At 63.3% G+C, this 20,334-nt stretch carries 15 protein-coding genes; 12 read left to right on the forward strand and 3 right to left on the reverse strand.

Annotated features, from left to right (window positions below; all coding sequences use genetic code 11):
- The first annotated feature begins 16 nt into the window (after nucleotides 1-16).
- On the forward strand, nucleotides 17-1,402 hold the full coding sequence (hemN, locus tag ACUY1T_RS09925) for an oxygen-independent coproporphyrinogen III oxidase (protein WP_446022319.1): 1,386 nt from the start codon (nucleotides 17-19) through the stop codon (nucleotides 1,400-1,402).
- Nucleotides 1,403-1,484: 82 nt separating this feature from the next.
- Here hemN and ACUY1T_RS09930 read toward each other — a convergent pair whose 3' ends face one another.
- A complete protein-coding gene (locus ACUY1T_RS09930; protein WP_446022321.1) occupies nucleotides 1,485-2,603 on the reverse strand; it encodes a methyl-accepting chemotaxis protein in 1,119 nt (372 codons plus the stop codon).
- Nucleotides 2,604-2,674: 71 nt separating this feature from the next.
- Nucleotides 2,675-3,331: an iron-sulfur cluster repair protein YtfE gene (gene ytfE, locus ACUY1T_RS09935; protein WP_446022323.1), complete on the reverse strand. Its 657-nt coding sequence runs from the start codon at nucleotides 3,329-3,331 to the stop codon at nucleotides 2,675-2,677.
- Nucleotides 3,332-3,483: 152 nt separating this feature from the next.
- Here ytfE and norR point away from each other — a divergent pair, with 152 nt between their 5' ends.
- From norR to ACUY1T_RS09955, 4 genes are all read left to right on the forward strand, one after another.
- Nucleotides 3,484-5,013 carry a nitric oxide reductase transcriptional regulator NorR gene (gene norR, locus ACUY1T_RS09940; protein WP_446022325.1) on the forward strand — a complete coding sequence of 510 codons (1,530 nt, stop codon included), beginning with the start codon at nucleotides 3,484-3,486 and terminating at the stop codon, nucleotides 5,011-5,013.
- 219 nt (nucleotides 5,014-5,232) lie between these two features.
- Nucleotides 5,233-5,715: a ubiquinone anaerobic biosynthesis accessory factor UbiT gene (gene ubiT, locus ACUY1T_RS09945; RefSeq protein WP_446022326.1), complete on the forward strand. Its 483-nt coding sequence runs from the start codon at nucleotides 5,233-5,235 to the stop codon at nucleotides 5,713-5,715.
- Nucleotides 5,716-5,752: 37 nt separating this feature from the next.
- Nucleotides 5,753-7,864, forward strand: coding sequence for an adenosylcobalamin-dependent ribonucleoside-diphosphate reductase (locus ACUY1T_RS09950; RefSeq protein WP_446022328.1), 2,112 nt, complete (start codon nucleotides 5,753-5,755; stop codon nucleotides 7,862-7,864).
- 174 nt (nucleotides 7,865-8,038) lie between these two features.
- Entirely contained in the window at nucleotides 8,039-8,797 is a 759-nt protein-coding gene (locus ACUY1T_RS09955) for a ribonucleoside-diphosphate reductase (RefSeq protein WP_446022330.1), read from the forward strand.
- Between the two features lie 201 nt (nucleotides 8,798-8,998).
- Here ACUY1T_RS09955 and ACUY1T_RS09960 read toward each other — a convergent pair whose 3' ends face one another.
- On the reverse strand, nucleotides 8,999-9,754 hold the full coding sequence (locus tag ACUY1T_RS09960; RefSeq protein WP_446022332.1) for a DeoR/GlpR family DNA-binding transcription regulator: 756 nt from the start codon (nucleotides 9,752-9,754) through the stop codon (nucleotides 8,999-9,001).
- Between the two features lie 167 nt (nucleotides 9,755-9,921).
- Here ACUY1T_RS09960 and ACUY1T_RS09965 point away from each other — a divergent pair, with 167 nt between their 5' ends.
- From ACUY1T_RS09965 to ACUY1T_RS09995, 7 genes are all read left to right on the forward strand, one after another.
- A complete protein-coding gene (locus ACUY1T_RS09965; protein ID WP_446022334.1) occupies nucleotides 9,922-10,386 on the forward strand; it encodes a low molecular weight protein-tyrosine-phosphatase in 465 nt (154 codons plus the stop codon).
- A gap of 482 nt (nucleotides 10,387-10,868) precedes the next feature.
- Nucleotides 10,869-11,945: a polysaccharide export protein gene (locus ACUY1T_RS09970; protein WP_446022336.1), complete on the forward strand. Its 1,077-nt coding sequence runs from the start codon at nucleotides 10,869-10,871 to the stop codon at nucleotides 11,943-11,945.
- A gap of 43 nt (nucleotides 11,946-11,988) precedes the next feature.
- On the forward strand, nucleotides 11,989-14,244 hold the full coding sequence (locus ACUY1T_RS09975; RefSeq protein WP_446022338.1) for a polysaccharide biosynthesis tyrosine autokinase: 2,256 nt from the start codon (nucleotides 11,989-11,991) through the stop codon (nucleotides 14,242-14,244).
- 6 nt (nucleotides 14,245-14,250) lie between these two features.
- Nucleotides 14,251-16,053, forward strand: coding sequence for an ABC transporter ATP-binding protein (locus ACUY1T_RS09980; protein ID WP_446022340.1), 1,803 nt, complete (start codon nucleotides 14,251-14,253; stop codon nucleotides 16,051-16,053).
- Between the two features lie 11 nt (nucleotides 16,054-16,064).
- Complete coding sequence (locus ACUY1T_RS09985) at nucleotides 16,065-17,219, forward strand: hypothetical protein (protein WP_446022342.1); 1,155 nt, start codon at nucleotides 16,065-16,067, stop codon at nucleotides 17,217-17,219.
- Nucleotides 17,220-17,234: 15 nt separating this feature from the next.
- Nucleotides 17,235-18,317 (forward strand): phytase, encoded by a 1,083-nt coding sequence (locus ACUY1T_RS09990; RefSeq protein WP_446022344.1) that lies wholly within the window; start codon nucleotides 17,235-17,237, stop codon nucleotides 18,315-18,317.
- 24 nt (nucleotides 18,318-18,341) lie between these two features.
- Nucleotides 18,342-20,333, forward strand: coding sequence for a polysaccharide biosynthesis protein (locus ACUY1T_RS09995; RefSeq protein WP_446022345.1), 1,992 nt, complete (start codon nucleotides 18,342-18,344; stop codon nucleotides 20,331-20,333).
- Nucleotide 20,334: the final 1 nt, after the last annotated feature.

Consider the following 20,334-nt stretch of genomic DNA (forward strand, 5'->3'; position numbering starts at 1 on the left):
GAGGCCGTTTTCGATCATGCAAGACGATCAGCTGTTCAATCGCCCATTGGTAGAGAAATACGACCGCCCCGGGCCGCGCTACACCTCCTACCCGACGGCGCCCCAGTTCCATGCGGCCTTTGCCGAGGACGACTATCGCGCCGCCGCCGAGCGCAGCAACCGCGTCGCCTCGCCCAAGCCGCTGTCGGTCTACGTGCACATCCCGTTTTGCAAGAGCCTGTGCTACTACTGTGCCTGCAACAAGATCATCACCCACAACACCGAGCGGGCCGCAGAGTATCTCGAGTGGCTGAAGCAGGAGATTCGCGTGCAGGGTGCGCTGTTCGACGAAACGCGGCGCATGACCCAGCTGCACCTGGGTGGCGGTACGCCGACCTACTTGAGCAATGCCCAGCTCGGCGAGCTGATGGCGGCCCTCGACGAGGCCTTCCATTTTGCCTCCCCCGCCGAGCGCGAGTTCTCTCTCGAAGTCGACCCGCGCACGGTCACGCCGGCACAGATCCACGAGCTCCACGACCTCGGCTTCAACCGCCTGAGCTTCGGCGTGCAGGACTTCGACCCTGATGTGCAAAAGGCAGTCAATCGCGTCCAGAGCGAGGAGCAGGTCATCGAGCTGGTGGCTGCGGCGCGGGAGGCGGACTTCCAGTCAGTCAGCGTGGACCTGATCTACGGCCTGCCATTGCAGACGGTGGCGAGCTTCGATGCCACCCTCGACAAGATCATTGCCCTGCGCCCGGATCGTATCGCCGCCTACAGCTACGCGCACCTGCCGGAGCTGTTCAAGGCCCAGCGGCTGATTCGCCCCCAGGACATGCCGCCGCCGCAGCGTAAGCTGGAACTGCTGGAATTGACCATTCGCCGCCTGACGGCGGCCGGCTACGTCTATATCGGCATGGATCACTTCGCCCTGCCCGACGACGAGCTGACCCTGGCCAAGGAGAGCGGCACCCTGCAGCGCAACTTCCAGGGTTACTCCACCCACGCCGACTGCGACATGATCGGCCTGGGCATCACCTCCATCGGCAAGGTCGGCGACAGCTACAGTCAGAACGTCAAGGAGACCGCCCAGTACCAGGCGCGACTCGAGGCGGGGCGGCTGCCGGTGATGCGCGGCTATCGTCTCAACGACGACGACCGCCTGCGCCGTGACGTGATCAACGCCCTGATGTGCCACGGCCGCATCGACTTCGCCGCCATCGAGGCGCGCCACGACATCGTCTTCCGCGACTACTTCGCCGACGCGCTCGGCGAGCTCGCGGAAATGCAGGCGGACGGCCTGCTGTCGATCCAGGACGGGGCCATCGAAGTGCGGCCCGCCGGCCGCCTGATGATGCGCAACATGGCGATGGCCTTCGATGCTTACCTGAAGCCCAACGAGGGACGGTTCTCGCGTACGGTCTGATTGCTTCGACGAGGCTCAGGCCACGGACTGAGGCAGGGCGGCACCCTCGGGTGCCGTCATGTGTATAGGAGCATGGGATCGTTCAGGCAGGTACGGGTAACGCGACAGTCTTTTCCGGGGATGCAGTCGCCTGGCTATCCTGGGGTCGGTACTTCCGCATGATGTAGCGCAACCGCTTCATCACGTCGAGGTTGGCGGCCTCCATCCTGGCCAGTGCCTGCATCGCTGCTTCGGTCTCGCCGGCATGGAACAGGCTGACTGCCTGTATCGCTTGGCGATGTACTTCCCGATGGGGTGCCTCCAGCGCCTGGAAATCCTCGTCGCTACGGAAGCGCGCACTGCTGCTGCCTTCGTAGTACCAGCGCCCCAGCGCACACTGGGTTTCGTCGGGGAGTTCCTCGGCGGTCTTCGATGATAGACCCATCAGAATGCGATATACCTCCAGCTTGACCTCGAGTTCCTCCAGATTGGCCAGTTCCACCTCGCTGAGCATGGCGGAGAAGGCCAGCGCCTGGCTGCTCTCCCGGGTCAGGTTCAGCAACTGCTCGGTGCGTTGCATCACGCGGTTGGCTTCGCAGCTCAGGCGCTCGGCTTCGCTGGCATTGTGATGCATACGGGTATCCACGCTGCCGGTTTGGCCGAGAATATTATCGGTGAGACTGCCTATCTCCTCGGTAGCGGAGCCGGTGCGAGTGGCCAGCTCACGCACTTCTGTTGCCACTACGGCAAAGCCCCGGCCGGTCTCGCCGGCGCGGGCGGCCTCGATACTGGCATTGAACGCCAGCAGCGTCGTCTGCAGCGAGATCTCCTCGATCAGGTGAACGAAGTTGTCGATGCGATCGGCGTCGCCTCGCAGCGAAGAGACGTCCTCGGCGGCTCGGCCAATACGCTGATTGAGTTCGCGTAGCGCCTCGACCATGGCATTGAGTGCCTCCTGACTCTGCAATGACTCGCTGGCGGTATGGTCGGTGATGCGCTTATTGCTCACCAGCAGGCCGGAGAGTTCGGAGAAAGATTCACGCAGCGCCACCATGGAATCGCCGAACCCCGTGAGGTTAGCGAATAGGTGCTGATGGAGTCGCTGCTCGGCTTCCAGAGCATCGATTCTTGCCTGCATATGCTCGCGTTCTTCGCTCGAAGTGGCAGAGGCGCATGGCGAAGCGGCGCTCGCTGAGGTCGGGGCGCGTTTCCAGAAGCGCATGGGGACTCCTTTATACAGGGATGGAGACTGGAACCCGCCGTCGGCAAGGCCGGCGGCGGAGTGCGCTTAGGTCAGACCGCGCGCTCGAACAGCAGGTTGTTCTCCAGGTGGATGTGCTCCATCAGGTCCTCGCGAAATTCGCGCAGGCCGGTATAGAGGGCACGCCAGGTGGTGCAGGCTCCCTTGGGCGGGGTGATGTCGTCGGTGAGCAGCATCACCTGCTCCAGGTTCTCGCCATGATCGTCGTGCTCATGGCGCATCACGGCGATCGGCCCCTGGGCCTGGGCACCCATACCGCGGCGCAGCATCGGGAACAGGATCTGCTCCTCCTTCTGCATGTGGCTCTCCATTTCCTGGTAAATCACCAGCAACAGGTCGGCCAGGCCGCGTGGGCAGCTGTCGCGTTCACCGTGGACCTGCTCGACTCGGCGCGCCATGCGGATCAGCTCGGGGAGCTGCTCGCGGTGCACGTCGTGGTAGCGGGTCAGGATGTGATCGATCAGCTCGTCGTTGCTGGCGTCACGCCAATCGCGTTGCTCGCTGCTGGCGGCCGGCAGTGCCTCGAGTTCGGCGACGAGCCGGTCGACATGCAGGCCGGCACGCTCGGCGGCCTGGCGCAGGCTGATGCGCCCGCCGCAGCAGAAGTCGATGTTATGAGTGTGGAAGATACGGGTGGCGCCGGGCAGTGACAGGGCGATACGGCCAACGGTCTGTTCGAGCAGGTTCATGCGGTGTGCCTCGGATAATGGGATGACACCCTGCTAGAGCAAGCAGCGTGCCAGATTGCATTCTCCTTGAGTTTCAGCTGCCTACAGTTTATGTGGTAAAAAATACCCTGTCTTGTTAGGGTTATATAAACCCAGTGATGGTATTTATCACCATGCTTGACGATTCCCTTCTAGCCGACCTCACCGCCGACCTGCCCAGTGCCGTGAGGTTGCAGCGCTTGGTGCGTACCCTACGTGAGGGGTTTCGCTGTGGAGCAGTATGTCTGCTGCGGTTGCAAGAGGACGTACTGGCGCCAGTAGCGGTGGAGGGACTGGTCCGTGAAGCGCTGGGGCGACGCTTCGAGGTGGCCCGCCACCCGCGCCTGGCTGCCATTCTCACCAGCCGTCGCTCGACCCTGTTCCCCCCCGACTCGACCCTGCCCGATCCCTACGATGGCCTGGTCGAGCAGCAGCCGGGCGAGCCATTGCACGTGCACGACTGCATGGGGATCAGCTTGCACGTGGAAGGGGAGCCCTGGGGTGTGCTGACCCTGGATGCGCTGATGGCCGGCACCTTCGATGAGGTGTCGCGCACGGTGCTGGAGCGCTATGCGCTGCTGATCGAAGCCGCCGTGCGTGTCTCGCGCCTGGAACAGGAGGTGCGCGCGCTGCGTATGGCGCCCCATGGCGCGGTCTTCCATGCCGAGCCTGGTGAAGGTGGCGAAATTCTCGGTCATAGCGCTGGACTGCAGCGGCTGTTGCGGGAAATCGACGTGGTGGCGGAATCGGACCTGCCGGTGCTGCTCAGTGGCGAGACCGGGGTGGGCAAGGAGCTGTTCGCGCGGCGCTTGCACCAGCGCTCCCCGCGCCGTGATCAGCCGCTGGTGCAGGTCAACTGTGCAGCGCTGCCCGAAACGCTGGCCGAGAGCGAGCTGTTCGGTCACGTGAAGGGGGCGTTCTCGGGGGCCACGACAGGTCGTGCGGGACGCTTCGAGGCCGCCGACGGCGGTACCTTGTTCCTTGACGAGGTGGGCGAGCTGCCGCTGGCGATCCAGGCCAAGTTGCTGCGTGCCTTGCAGAACGGGGAAGTCCAGCGCCTGGGCGAGGACACCCCGCGCCGGGTCGACGTGCGTATCATCGCCGCCACCAATCGCCACTTGGCCGATGGCGTGCGCGACGGTTATTTCCGCGCCGATCTCTACCATCGCCTGTCGGTCTATCCGGTGGCGATTCCGCCGCTGCGCGAGCGCGATAGCGACGTATTGGTGCTGGCCGGCCACTTCCTCGAGATCAACCGCGCCCGGCTCGGCGTACGCAGCCTGCGCCTGTCACCACAGGCCGAAGCGGCGCTGCTCGGTTATGCCTGGCCAGGCAACGTCCGAGAGCTGGAGCACGTCATCAGCCGGGCGGCGATCAAGGCCCTGGGCCACGGCGCCCGACGTGACGATATCGTTACCCTCGAGCCAGAGTGGCTCGACTTGCCCGGTGCCTTAGCGTTGAAAGCCGCAGAGGACAAGGAGAGCGAGCCTGAAGCGCGCCCCGGTATCGTTCAGCCGCTGCGCAATCAGGTCGAATCCGCCCAGCGACGGGCCATTCGCCAGGCGCTGGCGGCATGCGACGGCAACTGGGCAAATGCCGCCCGGGGGCTCTCTGTGGACCCCAGCAACCTGCACAAGCTGGCGCGTCGTTTGGGGATCAAATAGTTACCGTAATGCAAGAGCTAGCGTTAAAAATAAAATCTAGATGTGGTGCTTGATCCGGCTCTCTTGGCTATATATGGTAGCCAAGGCCCCGGTAACGGGGCACTGACTCGGGCTTGACGCATATCAGTGCAGGCGGGCGGTGTCGAGCTTAGGATGAACGGTTTCGTGGCCGCCCTTGGCCGCGCCGAATCCACTGGTTCGCACCATCGGAGAGTCGCCATGTTGCCGTTGTCCCTGTCGCGTTTGCCACGCCCGCCCGCGCCGCCACGCCTGATCCGTGCCATCGACCCACGCGTTCCGCTCAGGGTGAAACGCCAGCTGATCGAACCGCTGCTCAACCGCACCTTCGCCGAGCCCTTGGCCGAGGGCGAATTCGATGCGCTCGAAGGCCGCCGGATCTCGCTGCACGTTGAGGATCTGGGCGTGGCGCTGACGCTGACCCTCGAAGGGGAGCGTTTCAGGCTCACCCAGGATGCGGGCGAGGCCACCATTCGCGGTGGTTGGCGCGAGTTCCTGTGCCTGGCGACCCGGCGTGAGGACCCCGATGCGCTGTTCTTCCAGCGCCGGCTGGTGATCGAGGGCGACATCGAGCTCGGCTTGATGGTCAAGAACCTGCTGGATGGCCGCGAGGAAGGGTTGGCCCAGGGCCGGCTAGGCGAATGGCTGGCGCGCTTCGAGCGCATGGCGCGCCAGGAACGTTGAACGATTTGAACTTTTGACCCTTACTGGAGATCCCTGCATGAGTACTTCCACCAAGGCCGTCAAGACATCCCACGAGGTGCCTATGCAAGTGCCCTCACGCGATATCTGGGACTCCAAGTATCGGCTCAAGGATCGTCATGGACGCCCCGTCGACAAGGACGTGGCAGCGACCTGGGAACGCGTCGCGCGGGCCCTGGCCGCGGTGGAAGGCGACAAGGCCGGCGAGTGGCTGCCCAAGTTCCGCTGGGCGCTGGAGCACGGCGCCATTCCCGCCGGGCGCATCATGTCCAACGCCGGCGCCGAGGACTACAAGCCGGCGGTGAGCCTGATCAACTGCACCGTCTCGCGCACCATCCGTGATTCCATGCACGACATCCTCTCCTCGGTGGTGGATGCCGGCATGACGCTCAAGGCGGGCTGCGGCATCGGTTACGAGTTCTCCACCCTGCGCCACAAGGGCGCCTTCGTGTTTGGCGCCGGTGCCGGCACCAATGGCCCGCTGGCGTTCATGGATATCTACGACAAGATGTGCTTCACGGTGGCCTCGGCGGGCGGTCGCCGCGGCGCCCAGATGGGCACCTTCGACGTCGGCCACCCCGACGTGCGCCAGTTCATCGAGGCCAAGCGCGAGGCCGGCCGGCTGCGCCAGTTCAACCTCTCGCTGCTGATCACCGACGAATTCATGGAGGCGGTGAAGAACGATGCCGACTGGCCGCTGGCCTTCCCGCTGCACGGCGGCGAGAAGGACGACATCAAGCCCGAGGACCTGATCTACCGCGACTGGCCGGTGATCGAGGAGGGTTATAGCGTCGACGCCGAGGGCCGCGTCGCCTGTCGTATCGTCGAGGTGATCAAGGCGCGCGAGCTGTGGGACACCATCATGCGTTCCACCTACGACTTCGCCGAGCCGGGCTTCATCCTGATCGACCAGGTCAACCGCATGAACAACAATTGGTTCTGCGAAGAGATCCGCGCCACCAATCCCTGCGGCGAGCAGCCCCTGCCGCCGGAAGGCGCCTGCCTGCTCGGCTCGGTGAACCTGACCCGCTTCGTCATCGATCCCTTCGGCAAGAAGCCGCGCTTCGACTGGGAGCGTTACCGCCAGGTGGTGGCGATCTTCACCCGCATGCTCGACAACGTGGTCGAGATCAGCGGCCTGCCGTTGGACGGCCAGCGCCGCGAGATCGAAGCCAAACGCCGTCACGGCATGGGCTTCCTCGGCCTCGGTTCGACCCTGACCATGCTCAAGATCCCCTACGGCTCGCCCGAGTCGCTGGCCTTCACCGAGGAGGTGAGCCGCAACCTGGCCATCGAGGGCTGGAAGCAGGCGCTGGAGCTCTCCCGCGAGAAGGGCATGGCACCGATACTGGCCGAGGACTTCGAGATCACGCCGAAGATGATGCGCGAGCGTCCCGAGCTGGCGAAGGACGGCTACGAGATCGGTGACAAGGTGCCGGGGCGCATCCTGCACGCGCGCTACAGCCGCTATATGCAGAAGGTCGCCGAGGTGGAGCCGGAGCTGGTCGCGGCGCTGGCCGAGCACGGTGCGCGTTTCACCCACCACAGCTCCATCGCGCCGACCGGCACCATCTCTCTGTCGCTGGGCAACAACGCCTCCAACGGCATCGAGCCGTCGTTCTCGCACCGCTACTTCCGCAACGTGATCCAGTCGGGCAAGAAAACCAAGGAGCAGGTGGAAGTGGTCTCATTCGAGCTGGCCGCCTACCGCCACTTCATCGCCAGCGACGCGGTGGAGAGCGACCTGCCCGACTACTTCATCACCGCCGATGCGGTGACCCCGACGCAGCACGTGGCGGTGCAGGCGGCGGCCCAGGCCTGGGTCGACTCGGCCATCTCCAAGACGGTCAACGTGCCCACCGAGTTTCCCTTCGAGCAGTTCAAGGATCTCTACCTGGACGCCTACGAGAGCAAGCTCAAGGGCTGCACCACCTTCCGCTTCAACCCGGAAGCCTTCCAGGGCGTGCTGGTGCGCGAGGACGACCTCAAGAACACCACCTACGTGTTCGAGCTGGAGAACGGCGAGACGCTGGAGCTTGCCGGCGACGAGAAGGTGGTCTACGACGGCGAAGAGCACAACGCAGCGAACCTATATGATGCGCTGAAGGAAGGCACCTATGGGAAGTGGTAACTCACGACCTACTGCGCTCGCCGAGGCGGCGTTGCAGTCTTTCTCGGAATGCTCATTTACGGCTCGTAAACTCCGCTTCCTCGAAAGCCTGCGCCTTGCCTCGCCTTCGCTCGTGACGGTCGTGAGCGGCCGTCACCCAAGCGTCAACGCACAACTTTCCGCAGGAGCCCCGTGATGGCCGTCGAAATCAAGTCCAAGATCGTTTCCTACAGCGTCAAGAAGGCGGTGCAAGAGGCGCCGCTGGCCGACGAGAACCCGCTCACGGTACGCATCCCCTCGCGCCCGGAAGGGACGCTGGAGGCCGTTTCCGAGAAGATCTCCTACGTCGGTGCCGAGGGCCGCAAGAAAGTCTACCTGCTGGTCTCCTTCATGCCGGTAGAGGGCGTGCTCGACGGCAAGCGCGTGGTGATCGAGCGTCCGGTGGAGTTCTTCTTCCCCTCCGGCCAGCTCTCCAGCGAGCACCAGTGGATCACCGCCACCATGCGCAGCCTGTCGCTGGCCGCCCGTGGCGGCTACGTCACCCAGGCGGTGGCCGACCTGCGCAAGGTAGCCTGGGACAAGGGCCTGGTGCGCTGCGGGATGAACCGCTGGGGCAAGCCGATGTTCCACGACTCCGAAGTCGCCGCCATCGCCTGGTCGATCCAGCAGATCCTCTACCGCCGCGGTTTCCTCGACCAGGACGGCAACCAGGTGCCGGTGGAGGACCTGGTCAGCCGCTACGCCCACCGCCTGGCGCACGGCCACCCCTGGCAGCCGCCCACACCCGAGGAGGAAGCCCGCGCCGAGCAGCAGGCGAATCAGAGCCAGGCCACGACCGAGCAGGGCGACGGCCCTACGGTAGTGGGCCACTGCCCGGAGTGTCGCGGTGAGTTGATCATGATGGATGGGTGTCCGACCTGTTATGCAGGTTGCGGCTGGTCCAAGTGCGGCTAAGAAAGCACTGTACAGCTGGCTGCGCGAGCGAATCGCTGCGTTGCGCGGTGCTCGGAATCCTCACCTATACCCCATAGGCTCCGGTTCCTGCGCTCCGTGCGCCTTGCGCTTCATCTCGCTCGCCAAGCTGACCAGCACTTTCTGAAAACTGGCTGCGCTCGGCCATTACGCCGGGCATTGCCCGGCTTCGTCGTGTCCGGGTCAGGCGGCGACGATCCTGGGGCCGCCGTTGGCCGGCGATGGCGCCATGTCGCCGTCGGTGATCACCACGTCGAAGTCGTCGAGCTTGGCGAAGTAGGCGGGGCGTACCTGGCCGATCTTGCTTTTGTCCACCACCAGCAGGCGCTGCTCGGCGCAGGTGATGGCGGCCTGCTTGGGGGCGACTTCGTGAAAGTGGAAGCAGCTCACGCCGCGCTCGGCGTGCACGCCTGCCGCCGAGATGAAGGCGCGATTGATGCCCAGGCGCTTGATCGCCGCGCTCATGTCATCGCTGCCGAAGGAGTGCGAAGTGGCATGGTAGAGGCCGCCCAGCAGCACCAGGCGTACATCCGGCATCAGGCTGACCGCATTGGCCACGTTGAGCGCATAGGTCACCACGGTGAGCCCCTGGTAGGCAGCGAGGCTGCCTACCAGGGGCAGCAGGGTGGTACCGCAGTCGATGAACAGAGTATCGCCATCCGCAATGAAGCTTGCGGCCCTTTCGCTCAGCCGGCGCTTGGCCAGGGCGTGGCTATCCTTCTGCCGGTCGAGGTCGTAGGCCGGCGCATAGTGCGGGTTGTTGGCCATCACCAGGCGACCTCCGAGCAGGGTCATGGCACCGTCGCTCGAGGCCACGTCGCGGCGAATGGTCATTTCCGAGACACCGCACAGCTGGGCGGCTTCGCGGAGATGGATGGTACCGCCGCCGGCGAGCACCTGCTGCAGACGGGCCAGGCGCATGGCGCTGCGGTCATTCATTCGCTGCTCCCACCTTGTCACTGATTCAGAAAACCTGGCTCGAAGATCACTTTGGCTGGCTCTATGCTGAGCTAGGTGGTGACGTTTTTCCACTCCCGGAGAGCCGGGCACTATGATAGTTCTGGCAAGACATCTTCAAACCCGTTCATGTCGAGTGTACTACGTTCATGATCCGCTCCATTCTGGTGGTTTGTCGCGGTAACGTCTGTCGCAGCCCCGTGGCCGCAGCGATGCTCCAGCAGCGCTTGCCCCACTGTCGGGTAAGTTCGGCAGGGTTGACCGCCCTGGTCGGCCAGGGTGTCGAGCCTAGCGCGCGTGCGCTTGCCGAGGCCGCAGGACTGGATGTCTCCGGCCACTTGGCCCGGCAGCTCGTACTTCAACATTTGGCGAGTGCCGATCTTGTTCTGGTGATGAGCGACGAGCAGCGTCGCTTGGTGGCAGAGCGCTGGCCTCAGGCAATCGGCAAGGTCATGCGTCTTGGTCACTGGCTGGCACAGGGCGATGGATGCGACATCCCCGATCCTTACCGCCGTTCTCTGGAGGCGTTCCAGCGAACGCATCGGCTCCTTGATGAGGCCAGCAATGAGTGGGTCCATCGACTGTCAATGTCTGAAAGACGTATCGAAGACTGATTCTCAACCCTTTGTTGTGTTTTCGTAACGGGAGCTTTTGCTCCTGCGAAGGGCAACCCTGCCTAGTTTCCCCACCTGATTTTTCTCATGCGTCTTACTCAGTTTCGACTGTTTCTCCTGAGCTGTTTTTTGCCGCCGATTTTCAGCACAGGGCTGATGCAAAAATCACCTGGTAGCGTCGAAACACCAATGTAACCTGAATGTATCTTGGGCTTCATCATGGCGTCATGGTTATCGTATCCGAAATGTGAACGAATGTAACAATCGGAGCGTAGTCGATGAAGCCGAAAAAGAAGAGAAAACAGGTCTTCGGATGACAGCCAGTGAAATCCGGGGCGGTAGCGTGTCCAGATGGGATCCCGCGGGGGGATGGAACAATGACAACGTTCGCAGAAGACAGAGAAAGCATAGGGATATCCGAAGCGTCGGACGGCCGAACGCTGGCCACAAGGGCGGCAAGGCTCTCCGCGGCATTAGCCGTATTGCTTATCCTGCTCCTATCGGCTGGGTGCGCCCTTTCTCCGGGTGGCCATATCGACGAGAGCCGGCTCGAGGAGTCACTCGACTCCCGCGTCGACATACAGCCGATAACGCCTGAGCTGGTCATGGGAATGCGAATGGTCGAGCCCACCTCGCGCCCGCTGCCCCCCGAGCTTCAGAGCGACCTTCAGCGCTACGAGTATCGCATCGGCCCGGGCGACGTGATTAGTGTCATCGTATACGACCATCCGGAACTGACCATACCCGCCGGCAGTGAACGTGCGGCATCGGAAACCGGGAACCGGGTGCGGCCCGACGGCACCATGTTCTATCCCTATGTGGGGCGAGTGCAGGTGGCGGGCATGACGCTCGAGGAGTTGCGCAGCGTGATCAGTCGGCGGCTCTCGCAGGTCATCACCGAGCCGCAGGTGGAAGTCGGGATTGCCGCGTTCCGCTCGCAGAAGGTCTATGTCAGTGGTGCCGTGGAACGTCCCGGGGCGCAGCCGCTCACCATCGTGCCGCTCACCCTTCTCGACGCGATCAGCGAGGCTGGCGGTGCCCGGCCCAATGCCGATTGGCACAACGTCATGCTCACTCGCGATGGACGCGAAGAGAGCATTTCCCTCTATGCCATGCTGCGTCAGGGAGACCTGACACAGAACCGCCTGCTGCGTGACGGTGACCTCGTGCACGTGCCCACTTCCGAGAATCAGAACGTGGTCGTGCTCGGCCAGGTATTGAAGCCCGGCGCCATTGCCCTGGGCAACGAGCGCCTGTCGCTGACCGATGCCCTGGCCCGTGCCGGTGGTGTCAACGAGAGCCGCGCACAGCCCTCCGGCATCTTTGTAGTACGTGGTAATCCACCAGAAAGCGAGAAACTGGCGACGGTTTATCAACTGGATATCAGTGATGCGACTCGCTTGATGTTGGGAACCCGGTTTCCGCTGAATCCCCAGGATGTGGTTTATGTCACTTCCGCGCCGCTGTCTCGCTGGAACAACGTCATCTCGCTGCTTCTGCCTTCGGTAACGCTCCCAGGGGATGTGGCCAGATCCGTGAACAATGTGGGTGATATATAAGCCGATGACTTCCTACTGACTCATGCGATGAGAGGCACCACACATGACGATTTTTCCCAACCCTCCTACGTCTCCCCAGGCGCCTTCCGAGGGTGGCGATATCAGTCTGAGAAAACTGTTGGATGCTTTGGTCGACAGAAAATTTCTCATTCTATTCAGTATTGTCGTGTTCATGCTGGCAGGGTACTTCCATGCCAGCTCCCAGCCTCGTATCTATCAATCCGATGCCCTGATCCAGGTCGAGAATCGAGGTGCGATGCTCGGTTTGCTCGAGTCCTTGGCAGGAGGAGAGAATTTGGGTAACCCGACGGCGGCTGAACTCGAAATCCTGCAGTCGCGCATGGTCATGGGAGAAACCGTCGATCGGCTTGACCTGACGGTACGCATCGAACCACGCCGGATGCCGTGGATAGGAGACTTCCTGGTCAACCATGGCTTCCAGCATGCCTGGTTCGAGGGCCTGTCACCTGGGTTCCTGCGCAAACGGTTGCAGGATGGTGAAGCCTCGTTGGGAACGCCTTATGTCTGGGCGGGGGAGTCCTTGCGTATCTCTCGTTTCGAGCTGCCGGCAGATCGGGAAGAGGTACCGCATGTCCTGAGAGTGACCGGTGAGGACTCCTACGAACTGCTGCTGGATGGCACGACGTTGCTCAGCGGTCGTGCCGGCGAGACCGTCATGAGCGAACAGGGCTATCGCCTCTTCGTCAGCCAGTTGGATGCCCACCCAGGCGCTGAGTTCGAGGTCCGGCGCGTTTCCCGGCTCAGTGCGATCGGTCAGCTCCAGCGGCGTTTCATGATCATGCCGCGCGGCAAGGATTCGGGGGTCTACCAGGTGTTTCTGAGCGGTACCGATCGCAGCCTGACCCAACAGACCCTGGACACCATTACCGGGGTTTTCCTGACCCAGAACGTGCAGCGCCAGTCGGAGGAGGCCGAGAAACAGCTTGCCTTCCTGGACGAACAGATCCCCCAGGTCAACGTGCAGCTGACCGAGGCGGAAAATCAGCTGAATGCCTATCGTGCCCAGCGCGACTCCGTCGATCTCACGTTCGAAACCCAGAATCTGCTCAGCCGGCTGGTGGCGGTCGAAAATCAGTTGACCGAGCTTGCCCTGGCCGAAGCGGACCTGGCCGAGCGCTTCCGGCCGACCCACCCCAACTACCAAGCACTGCTGCGACAGCGCTCGCAGCTTCAGTCTGAACGTGAGCGGCTCAACGCCTTGATTGGCGACCTCCCCGAGACTCAGCAGGAAGTGCTGCGCCTGACCCGTGACACCCAGGTCAACCAGCAGGTCTATGTGCAACTGCTCAATCAGCGTCAGGAGATGCGCCTGCTCAAGGCCGGTACGGTGGGGAACGTGCGGATTCTCGACAACGCCGAGATGCAGCCAGGCATCATTTCACCACGCGTCTCGCTCACTACCCTGATCAGCGGTCTGATCGGTGCCTTGCTGGCATCGCTGGGCGTCATCCTGCGCCTGCTGCTGAGCCAGGCGATCAAGAGCCCCGACCAGTTGGAGGAGGTTGGCTTGCCAGTCTATGCCACGCTGCCCGATTCCGCCGAGCAGGCGAAGCTCACGCGGCGTATCAGGCCGGCCGGATCGAAGCTGCAACAGGATGTCTTCCGCGGTCTGCTGGCGGTTGCCGACCCCACCGAGCTGGCGGTCGAGGCACTGCGCAGCCTGCGCACCAGCCTCTACTTCGCCATGCTGGAAGCGGGAAACAATCGCTTGATGATCGCGGGCGCCGGGCCGGGGGCGGGCAAGAGCTTCGTGGCGGCCAACCTCGCAGCGGTGTGCGCACAGGCCGGTCAAAAGGTGCTGCTGATCGATGCCGACATGCGCCGTGGTCGTTTGCACCACGCCTTCCACGACAAGGGAGTGCCAGGACTGTCGGAGCTGTTGGCCCAGCGTATCGATCGTAGCGAGGCGATTCGGCCCACCGAGGTGGAGGGACTGGATTACGTGTCCCGTGGGACAGTGCCGCCCAATCCTTCCGAGCTGCTCATGCAGCGTAGCTTCCACGATTTTCTCCAGGCCATGAGCGGTGCCTATGACCTGGTGGTGATCGATACCCCCCCGGTGCTGGCAGTCACCGATGCCGCCGTCGTCGGCAAGCTGGCTGGCACCAGCCTGCTGGTGGTGCGCTTCGGCATCAACCCGCCCGCCGAGATCAAGGCGGCCAAGCGCAGGCTGGAAAGTGCGGGGGTGCGGCTCAAGGGCGCGATCCTCAACGGCATGGAGAAACCGACCAGCAGTCGCTACGGCCATTACGGCAACTATATCTATGCATACCGGTGACAGGGAATGGTGACCCAACTACGCGAACTCTACTCGCTGCTGACCCCAGGCCAGCGTCGACGCCTGCTGCGGCTACAGGGGCTGATCATCATCATGGCCTTCGCCGAGATCGCCAGCGTCATTGCCATCGGCCCTTTCATGGCGGTGGTGGGCGACATGGGTCGATTGCAGGGCGAGGGCTGGCTGGCCCAGGCCTATCAGTGGAGCGGCCTCGAGAGCCCTGAACGTTTCCTCACCTTGCTGGGAGCCAGCGTGCTGTTGGTGCTCTTGGTAGCGGCACTGTTTTCCATGTACACCACTTGGCGACTGTCGCTCTACGGTGCCCGGGTAGGTGCCGAACTCTCCAGCCGGCTCTATCGCTACTATCTGCACCAGCCTTGGCTGTTTCATGCTGGCGGCAGCAGCAGTCGGCTGATCAATCGCGCTTCCCAGGAGGTACAGCGAGTCACCAACCGGGTGATCAACCCGTTCATGCAGCTCAACGCCAAGCTGGTGATGGTAACGTGCATGACGCTTACCATCTTTATCTACAACCCGGCGGTGGCCGCCAGCGGCATCGTGATCTTCATTGCGGCCTACCTGCTGCTGTACAAGACGGTACGGCGTTTTCTGATCTCCAATGGCCGGCGCGTGTCGCGCTCCCAGGCCAAGCGTTTCAAGCTGATGACGGAGGGCTTCGGTGGGATCAAGGACCTGCTGTTGCTGCGTCGCCAGGCCATCTTCACCACCCAGTTCGACCGGGCCAGCCAGCAGGTGGCTCGTGGCCAGGGCGTGACTCAGGGGCTCAGCGAGGCGCCCCGCTATGCCATCGAGATGGTTGCCTTCGGTTCGGTGATCCTGCTGGTGCTCTACCTGTTGAATGCCCACCAGGGCAACCTGGGCACGATCCTGCCGGCGCTGTCGATCTACGCCCTGGCCGGCTTCAAGATGCTGCCCGCCTACCAGAAGATCTACTCTTCCATTTCCCACATCCGCGGCAACATGGCGGCCTACGAGACGATTCGTGACGACCTGATCGCCAGTCAGGCTCATGCCGAGCCCGAAGCCAGTGGAACATGCGACGGCGTGTCGCCGCTGGTACCGACGACGAGTATCCGGCTCGATGACGTGCATTTCCATTACCCGGGCAAGCGTGTGGCAGCACTTAACGGTTTGAGCCTGACCATTCCCATTGGTGCCCGGGTGGGGCTGGTCGGCGAGTCCGGCTCGGGCAAGTCCACTGTCGTTGACTTGCTGCTGGGGCTGTTCCAGCCACAGCAGGGGCAGATCCTGGTGGATGGAAAGCCGCTGACCGAGACCACTCTGCCCCGTTGGCAGGCCAGCATCGGGTTCGTGCCTCAGCACATCTTCCTGGCCGATGCCACCATCCTCGAGAACGTGGCCTTCGGCGTGCCGCGTGACGAAATCGACGTGGGCCAGGCCGAAGAAGCGGTGCGCATGGCCCAGCTCGATGAGCTTCTCGCCTCCCTGCCAGAGGGGCTCGACACCTACGTCGGCGAGCGTGGCGTGCAACTCTCCGGCGGACAGCGCCAGCGCATCGGGATCGCCCGGGCGCTCTACCGCAACGCGCAAGTGCTGGTACTCGACGAGGCCACCAGCGCGCTCGACGGGATCACCGAGCAGCGGGTAATGGCTGATATCGATGCCATCGCTGGCGGCAAGACCCTGGTGATGATCGCCCACCGCCTCACCACGGTGAAGAGTTGCGACGTGATTCACATGCTCGACCAGGGACGCGTCGTCGACAGCGGTACCTATGACGACCTGGTCGCGCGCAACGTCACGTTCCGCATGATGGCCAACCTCTAGAGCGCATAGCCATGTTTCTGATCGCTGCGACGTTACTGTTCTTCGGATTGAGCCTGGCGAGCCTGTATGTCTTTCCCAGCGGCCAGCCCCAACCTGCCGACTTCCTTCTGCTTGGCTTCGCAGCATTGATGACACTGCTGGCGCTCGGCGACAGGCGGCTCACGGTATCGTCCTTCGCCCTGTGCTGGGCCCTGATGGTGCTATGGGTGCTGCTCGTCTGCTTGGGCTGGGCGCTGGTCATGGAGAGCAGCGCCTTCTTCATCTACCCCGCCTTCTATTTCTTCAATTTCCTGGTGGGGATGGCGCTGCTGCGTTTCCTCAGCGTATCCGGCGACATGGGTCGTAGCCTGATCCGCAATGCGCTCTCCATCGCCTTGCTGGTGGCCGCAAGCCAGGTGCTGCTGCAACTGGGGGCGGGAGCGAACCGCACCACCGGCAGCTTCAACAATCCCAACCAGCTGGCCTACTTTTCACTATGCGGGATCGTGATTCTCATGCTGCTCGACGACTTCCGTCCACCGCTACGCCCCTTGATGCTGGCGGGTGTGGCAGCTGCGGTGGTCAGCATGCTGGCAGCCTCCTCGCTCGGCGCCATGGGCGGCGCGGTGCTGGTCGGGGTCGGCTGGGTCGTGGCCAACATGGATCGGTTGCGCCGCTTTGCCAGGCTGCTGCTGGTGGCACCGCTGATCCTGGCGGCGGTGCTGGCGGTGAACCTGCGTTCCGATGGCCAGGTGCAGAGCAATCTCCAGGCGCGCATGGACCGCGCACAGTCGAAGGTGGAGAACGTCTACGAGGAGCGCAAGTTCGATCGCCTGGCCAACTTCCCCGAGTACGCCATCCTGGGGGCGGCGGAAGGCGAGCGTCATCGCTTTGCGCCCTATCACAACAGCGAAATCCACTCTTCCTACGTCAACATGCTGTTCGCCTACGGCGTGCCGGGATTAGGCCTGTTCCTGGCGGTCATCTTCCTCGCGCTGCGCAGGGCGCCGCTATACGTATGGCTGGGAGTGGCGGGGCCGCTGATTTATTCGCTTACCCACAATGGGCTTCGCTCGACCCTGTTCTGGATGATGCTGGCGATCTGCTGGCATATCTATGGGCAGGGCTGGATAAGGCTCAAGGATGTTGTCGTGGATGTCCCGGGCAAGCCGGAACTCGAACGCTGAAGACTGGGAGAAGCCATGGACAATTCGCACTTCAGGCCGAGAGGACGGCTTTACCGCCAACTAGCCAGTGTCGCGGTGACGCTTGGAGCGGCCTACGCGCTGCTATGGGTCGGCTTGTCATCCACGCTGGCCACTGCGCAATCCTTGGCTGTCATCAGGGCCCAGGGAGAGACCGTTCCGGTAGAGAGTAGCGGCGATGCCGCCGACGATCCTGCCATCTGGTACAACGGCGAGGCGCCGGAGCAGAGCCGAGTGCTGGGCACCGACAAGAAGCGTGGCCTGGAGGTCTACGACCTGGAGGGGCAGCGCCTGCAGTCGCTGCCGGTGGGCAGGATCAACAACGTCGACCTGCGCCAGGGCGTGTACCTCGACGGGCGACGCCGGGACATTGCCGTGGCGACCCACCGCGATACTGAGAGCCTGGCGGTGTTCGAGATCGACCCTGTCGGTGAGGTAAGCCTGATCGGCCTGGTACCTACCGGCCTGGAGGGTATCTACGGTATCTGCCTTTATCGTTACGGTGAGGAACTGCACGTCTTTACCAATGCCAAGGATGGCCGCTATCTCCAGTATCGCCTGGAGATGACCCAGGGCGAGCCCTCTGTCGAGCTGCTGCGCTTCTTCCGGCTGGGCTCCCAGCCCGAGGGTTGTGTGGTCGACGATACCCGCTCGCTGCTGTTCGTCGGCGAGGAGGACGTAGGTGTCTGGGTCATGCAGGCGGCTCCGGAGGCGGGAACGAGCCGTGAAGTCGTCATCGAGGCGAAAAAGCCCCTGGAACCCGATATCGAAGGGTTGGCACTTTATGGCGACCAGTACTTGATCGTCTCCAGCCAGGGCAACCATCGCTTCGCCGTGCTCGATGCCTCGCCCCCCTACCGTCTCAGGGGCGTTTTCCGCATCGATGAGGACAGCGCGAGCGGCATCGGCAGCGTACGCGAGACCGACGGTATCGAGGTCAGTTCACACAATTTCGGAGAGCGCTTTGCCACGGGGCTGGTCGTGGTACAGAGCGGCAGGAATGCATCGCAGAACCAGAACTACAAGTATCTCGACTGGGCACAGGTCGCTGTGGCCCTGGAACTCCCAGGTCAGGAATGACCTGGAGAATCAGAGGGAAGAGCCATGCATATTTCCTTGCAGTCGTTGCTGGTATTGCCACGCTGCGTCAAACGGCGCGTGCTGGTTGCGGGCGATGGCCTGATCGTCGCCACCGGTCTGCTATTGGCCGCCGCGCTTCATCGGGAAAGCCTGGTGCCGTTGTTCGATCCGGAACTGTGGTCGACCAGCCTGATCGTGGCCCTGGCCAGCCTGGTGCTGTTCCATTGGCTGGGCTTGTACCGGGTGGTGATCCGTTACATGAACCACACCACCATACTGATTACCGCACTGGCGGTGGCGGCGTCGACCGCGGTTGTACTGCTGGTCACGCGACTGAAGGGACCCGAACTGGTGCTGCCTATCGTCATCACCTATGCCTTGTTGGTGCTGTTGGGAGTCGGCGGTGTGCGATTCCTGCTGCGGGAACTCTACCTGCATAGCCAGCGATGCAAGCGGCGTCCGGTAGTGATCTACGGTGCCGGTGCAGCCGGCAGCGAGCTGGTGTCAGCCCTGCGTCATGGCAGCGAGTATGAACCGGTGGCCTTCGTCGATGACTGGCGTGGCTTGAACGGTACCTTGGTCGAAGGGCTGCGAGTGCATCAGCCGGTCGCCCTGGCGGCGTTGGTCGCGGAGCACAAGGCCGCCATGGTGCTGCTCGCCATTCCCAGCGCGCCGCGTTGCCGGCGCCGAGAGATCCTGCAGCGTCTTTCCGTGCTGTCCGTGCCCGTCAAGACCATTCCCGGCAGTGCCGACGTCATCGCTGGCCGAGCAAGTATCTCGGAAGTCCGTGACGTGGCGCTGGAAGACCTGCTGGGCCGGGAGCCGGTGCCGCCCTTCGCCGACCTGATGGATGCCGAGATCCGTGGCAAGTCGGTCATGGTGACCGGTGCGGGAGGGTCGATTGGCAGCGAACTGTGCCGCCAGATCCTGGCGCAGCAGCCGGCGCGGCTGCTGCTGCTCGACAAATGCGAGTTCGCCCTCTTTTCCATCGAACAGGAGCTGCTGCGGCATCCGGCCGTGGCGGCAGGGGTCGAGCTCAAGCCGCTGCTGGCCTCGGTCCAGAGTCGCGATGCCCTGGCCACGATCTTTGGCACCTTCGCCGTGCATACCGTCTACCACGCTGCGGCCTACAAGCATGTGCCGATGGTGGAGTACAACCTGGTCGAAGGCCTGCGCAACAACGTCTTCGGTACGCTCGAGCTGGCCCAGGCGGCGATGAAGGGAGGGGTGGCCACTTTCGTCATGGTGTCCACCGACAAGGCCGTGCGGCCGACCAATACCATGGGGGCCTCCAAGCGCCTGGCCGAGCTGATCTGTCAGGCATTCTCACGGGCCGGCAGCCAGACCCGCTTCTGCATGGTGCGCTTCGGCAACGTGCTTGGTTCGAGCGGTTCGGTGGTGCCGCGCTTTCGCCAGCAGATCGAGCAAGGCGGGCCGGTCGAGGTCACCCATCCCGATATCACCCGCTATTTCATGACCATTCCCGAGGCGGCACAACTGGTCATCCAGGCCGGGGCCATGGGCAGCGGTGGGGAGGTATTCGTGCTCGACATGGGCGAGCCGGTGCGCATTCATGACCTCGCGGTGAACATGATCCGCCTCTCCGGGCTGACGGTGAAGGACGAACGGCACCCTGGCGGCGATATCGAGATCGTCTACACCGGGTTGCGGCCGGGCGAGAAACTCTTCGAGGAGCTGTTGATCGGCGATGCGGCGGCACGGACCTGCCACGACCGGATCCTGGCCAGCTCCGAGCGTTATTGGGAGTGGCCGCTGCTCGAAGCCTTCCTGCGCAGGCTCGAGCGAGCGCTGGCCAGCGCCGAACACTCGACCATCCGGCAACTGCTGCAGGCGGCACCGCTGGACTATCGGCCGACCGATGAGTTGGCGGACCTGATCTGGGAAGAACGCCAGGCTCGGCTGTTGACGACCGCCCCCCCGTACCCCGCTCAGCCGAGCCGACTTCCGGGTGCCCGGCAGGTGCCCAGGCTGAGCCCCTTGGCCAAGGGAGGCTGAC

This window comes from Billgrantia sp. Q4P2, from assembly GCF_052806135.1.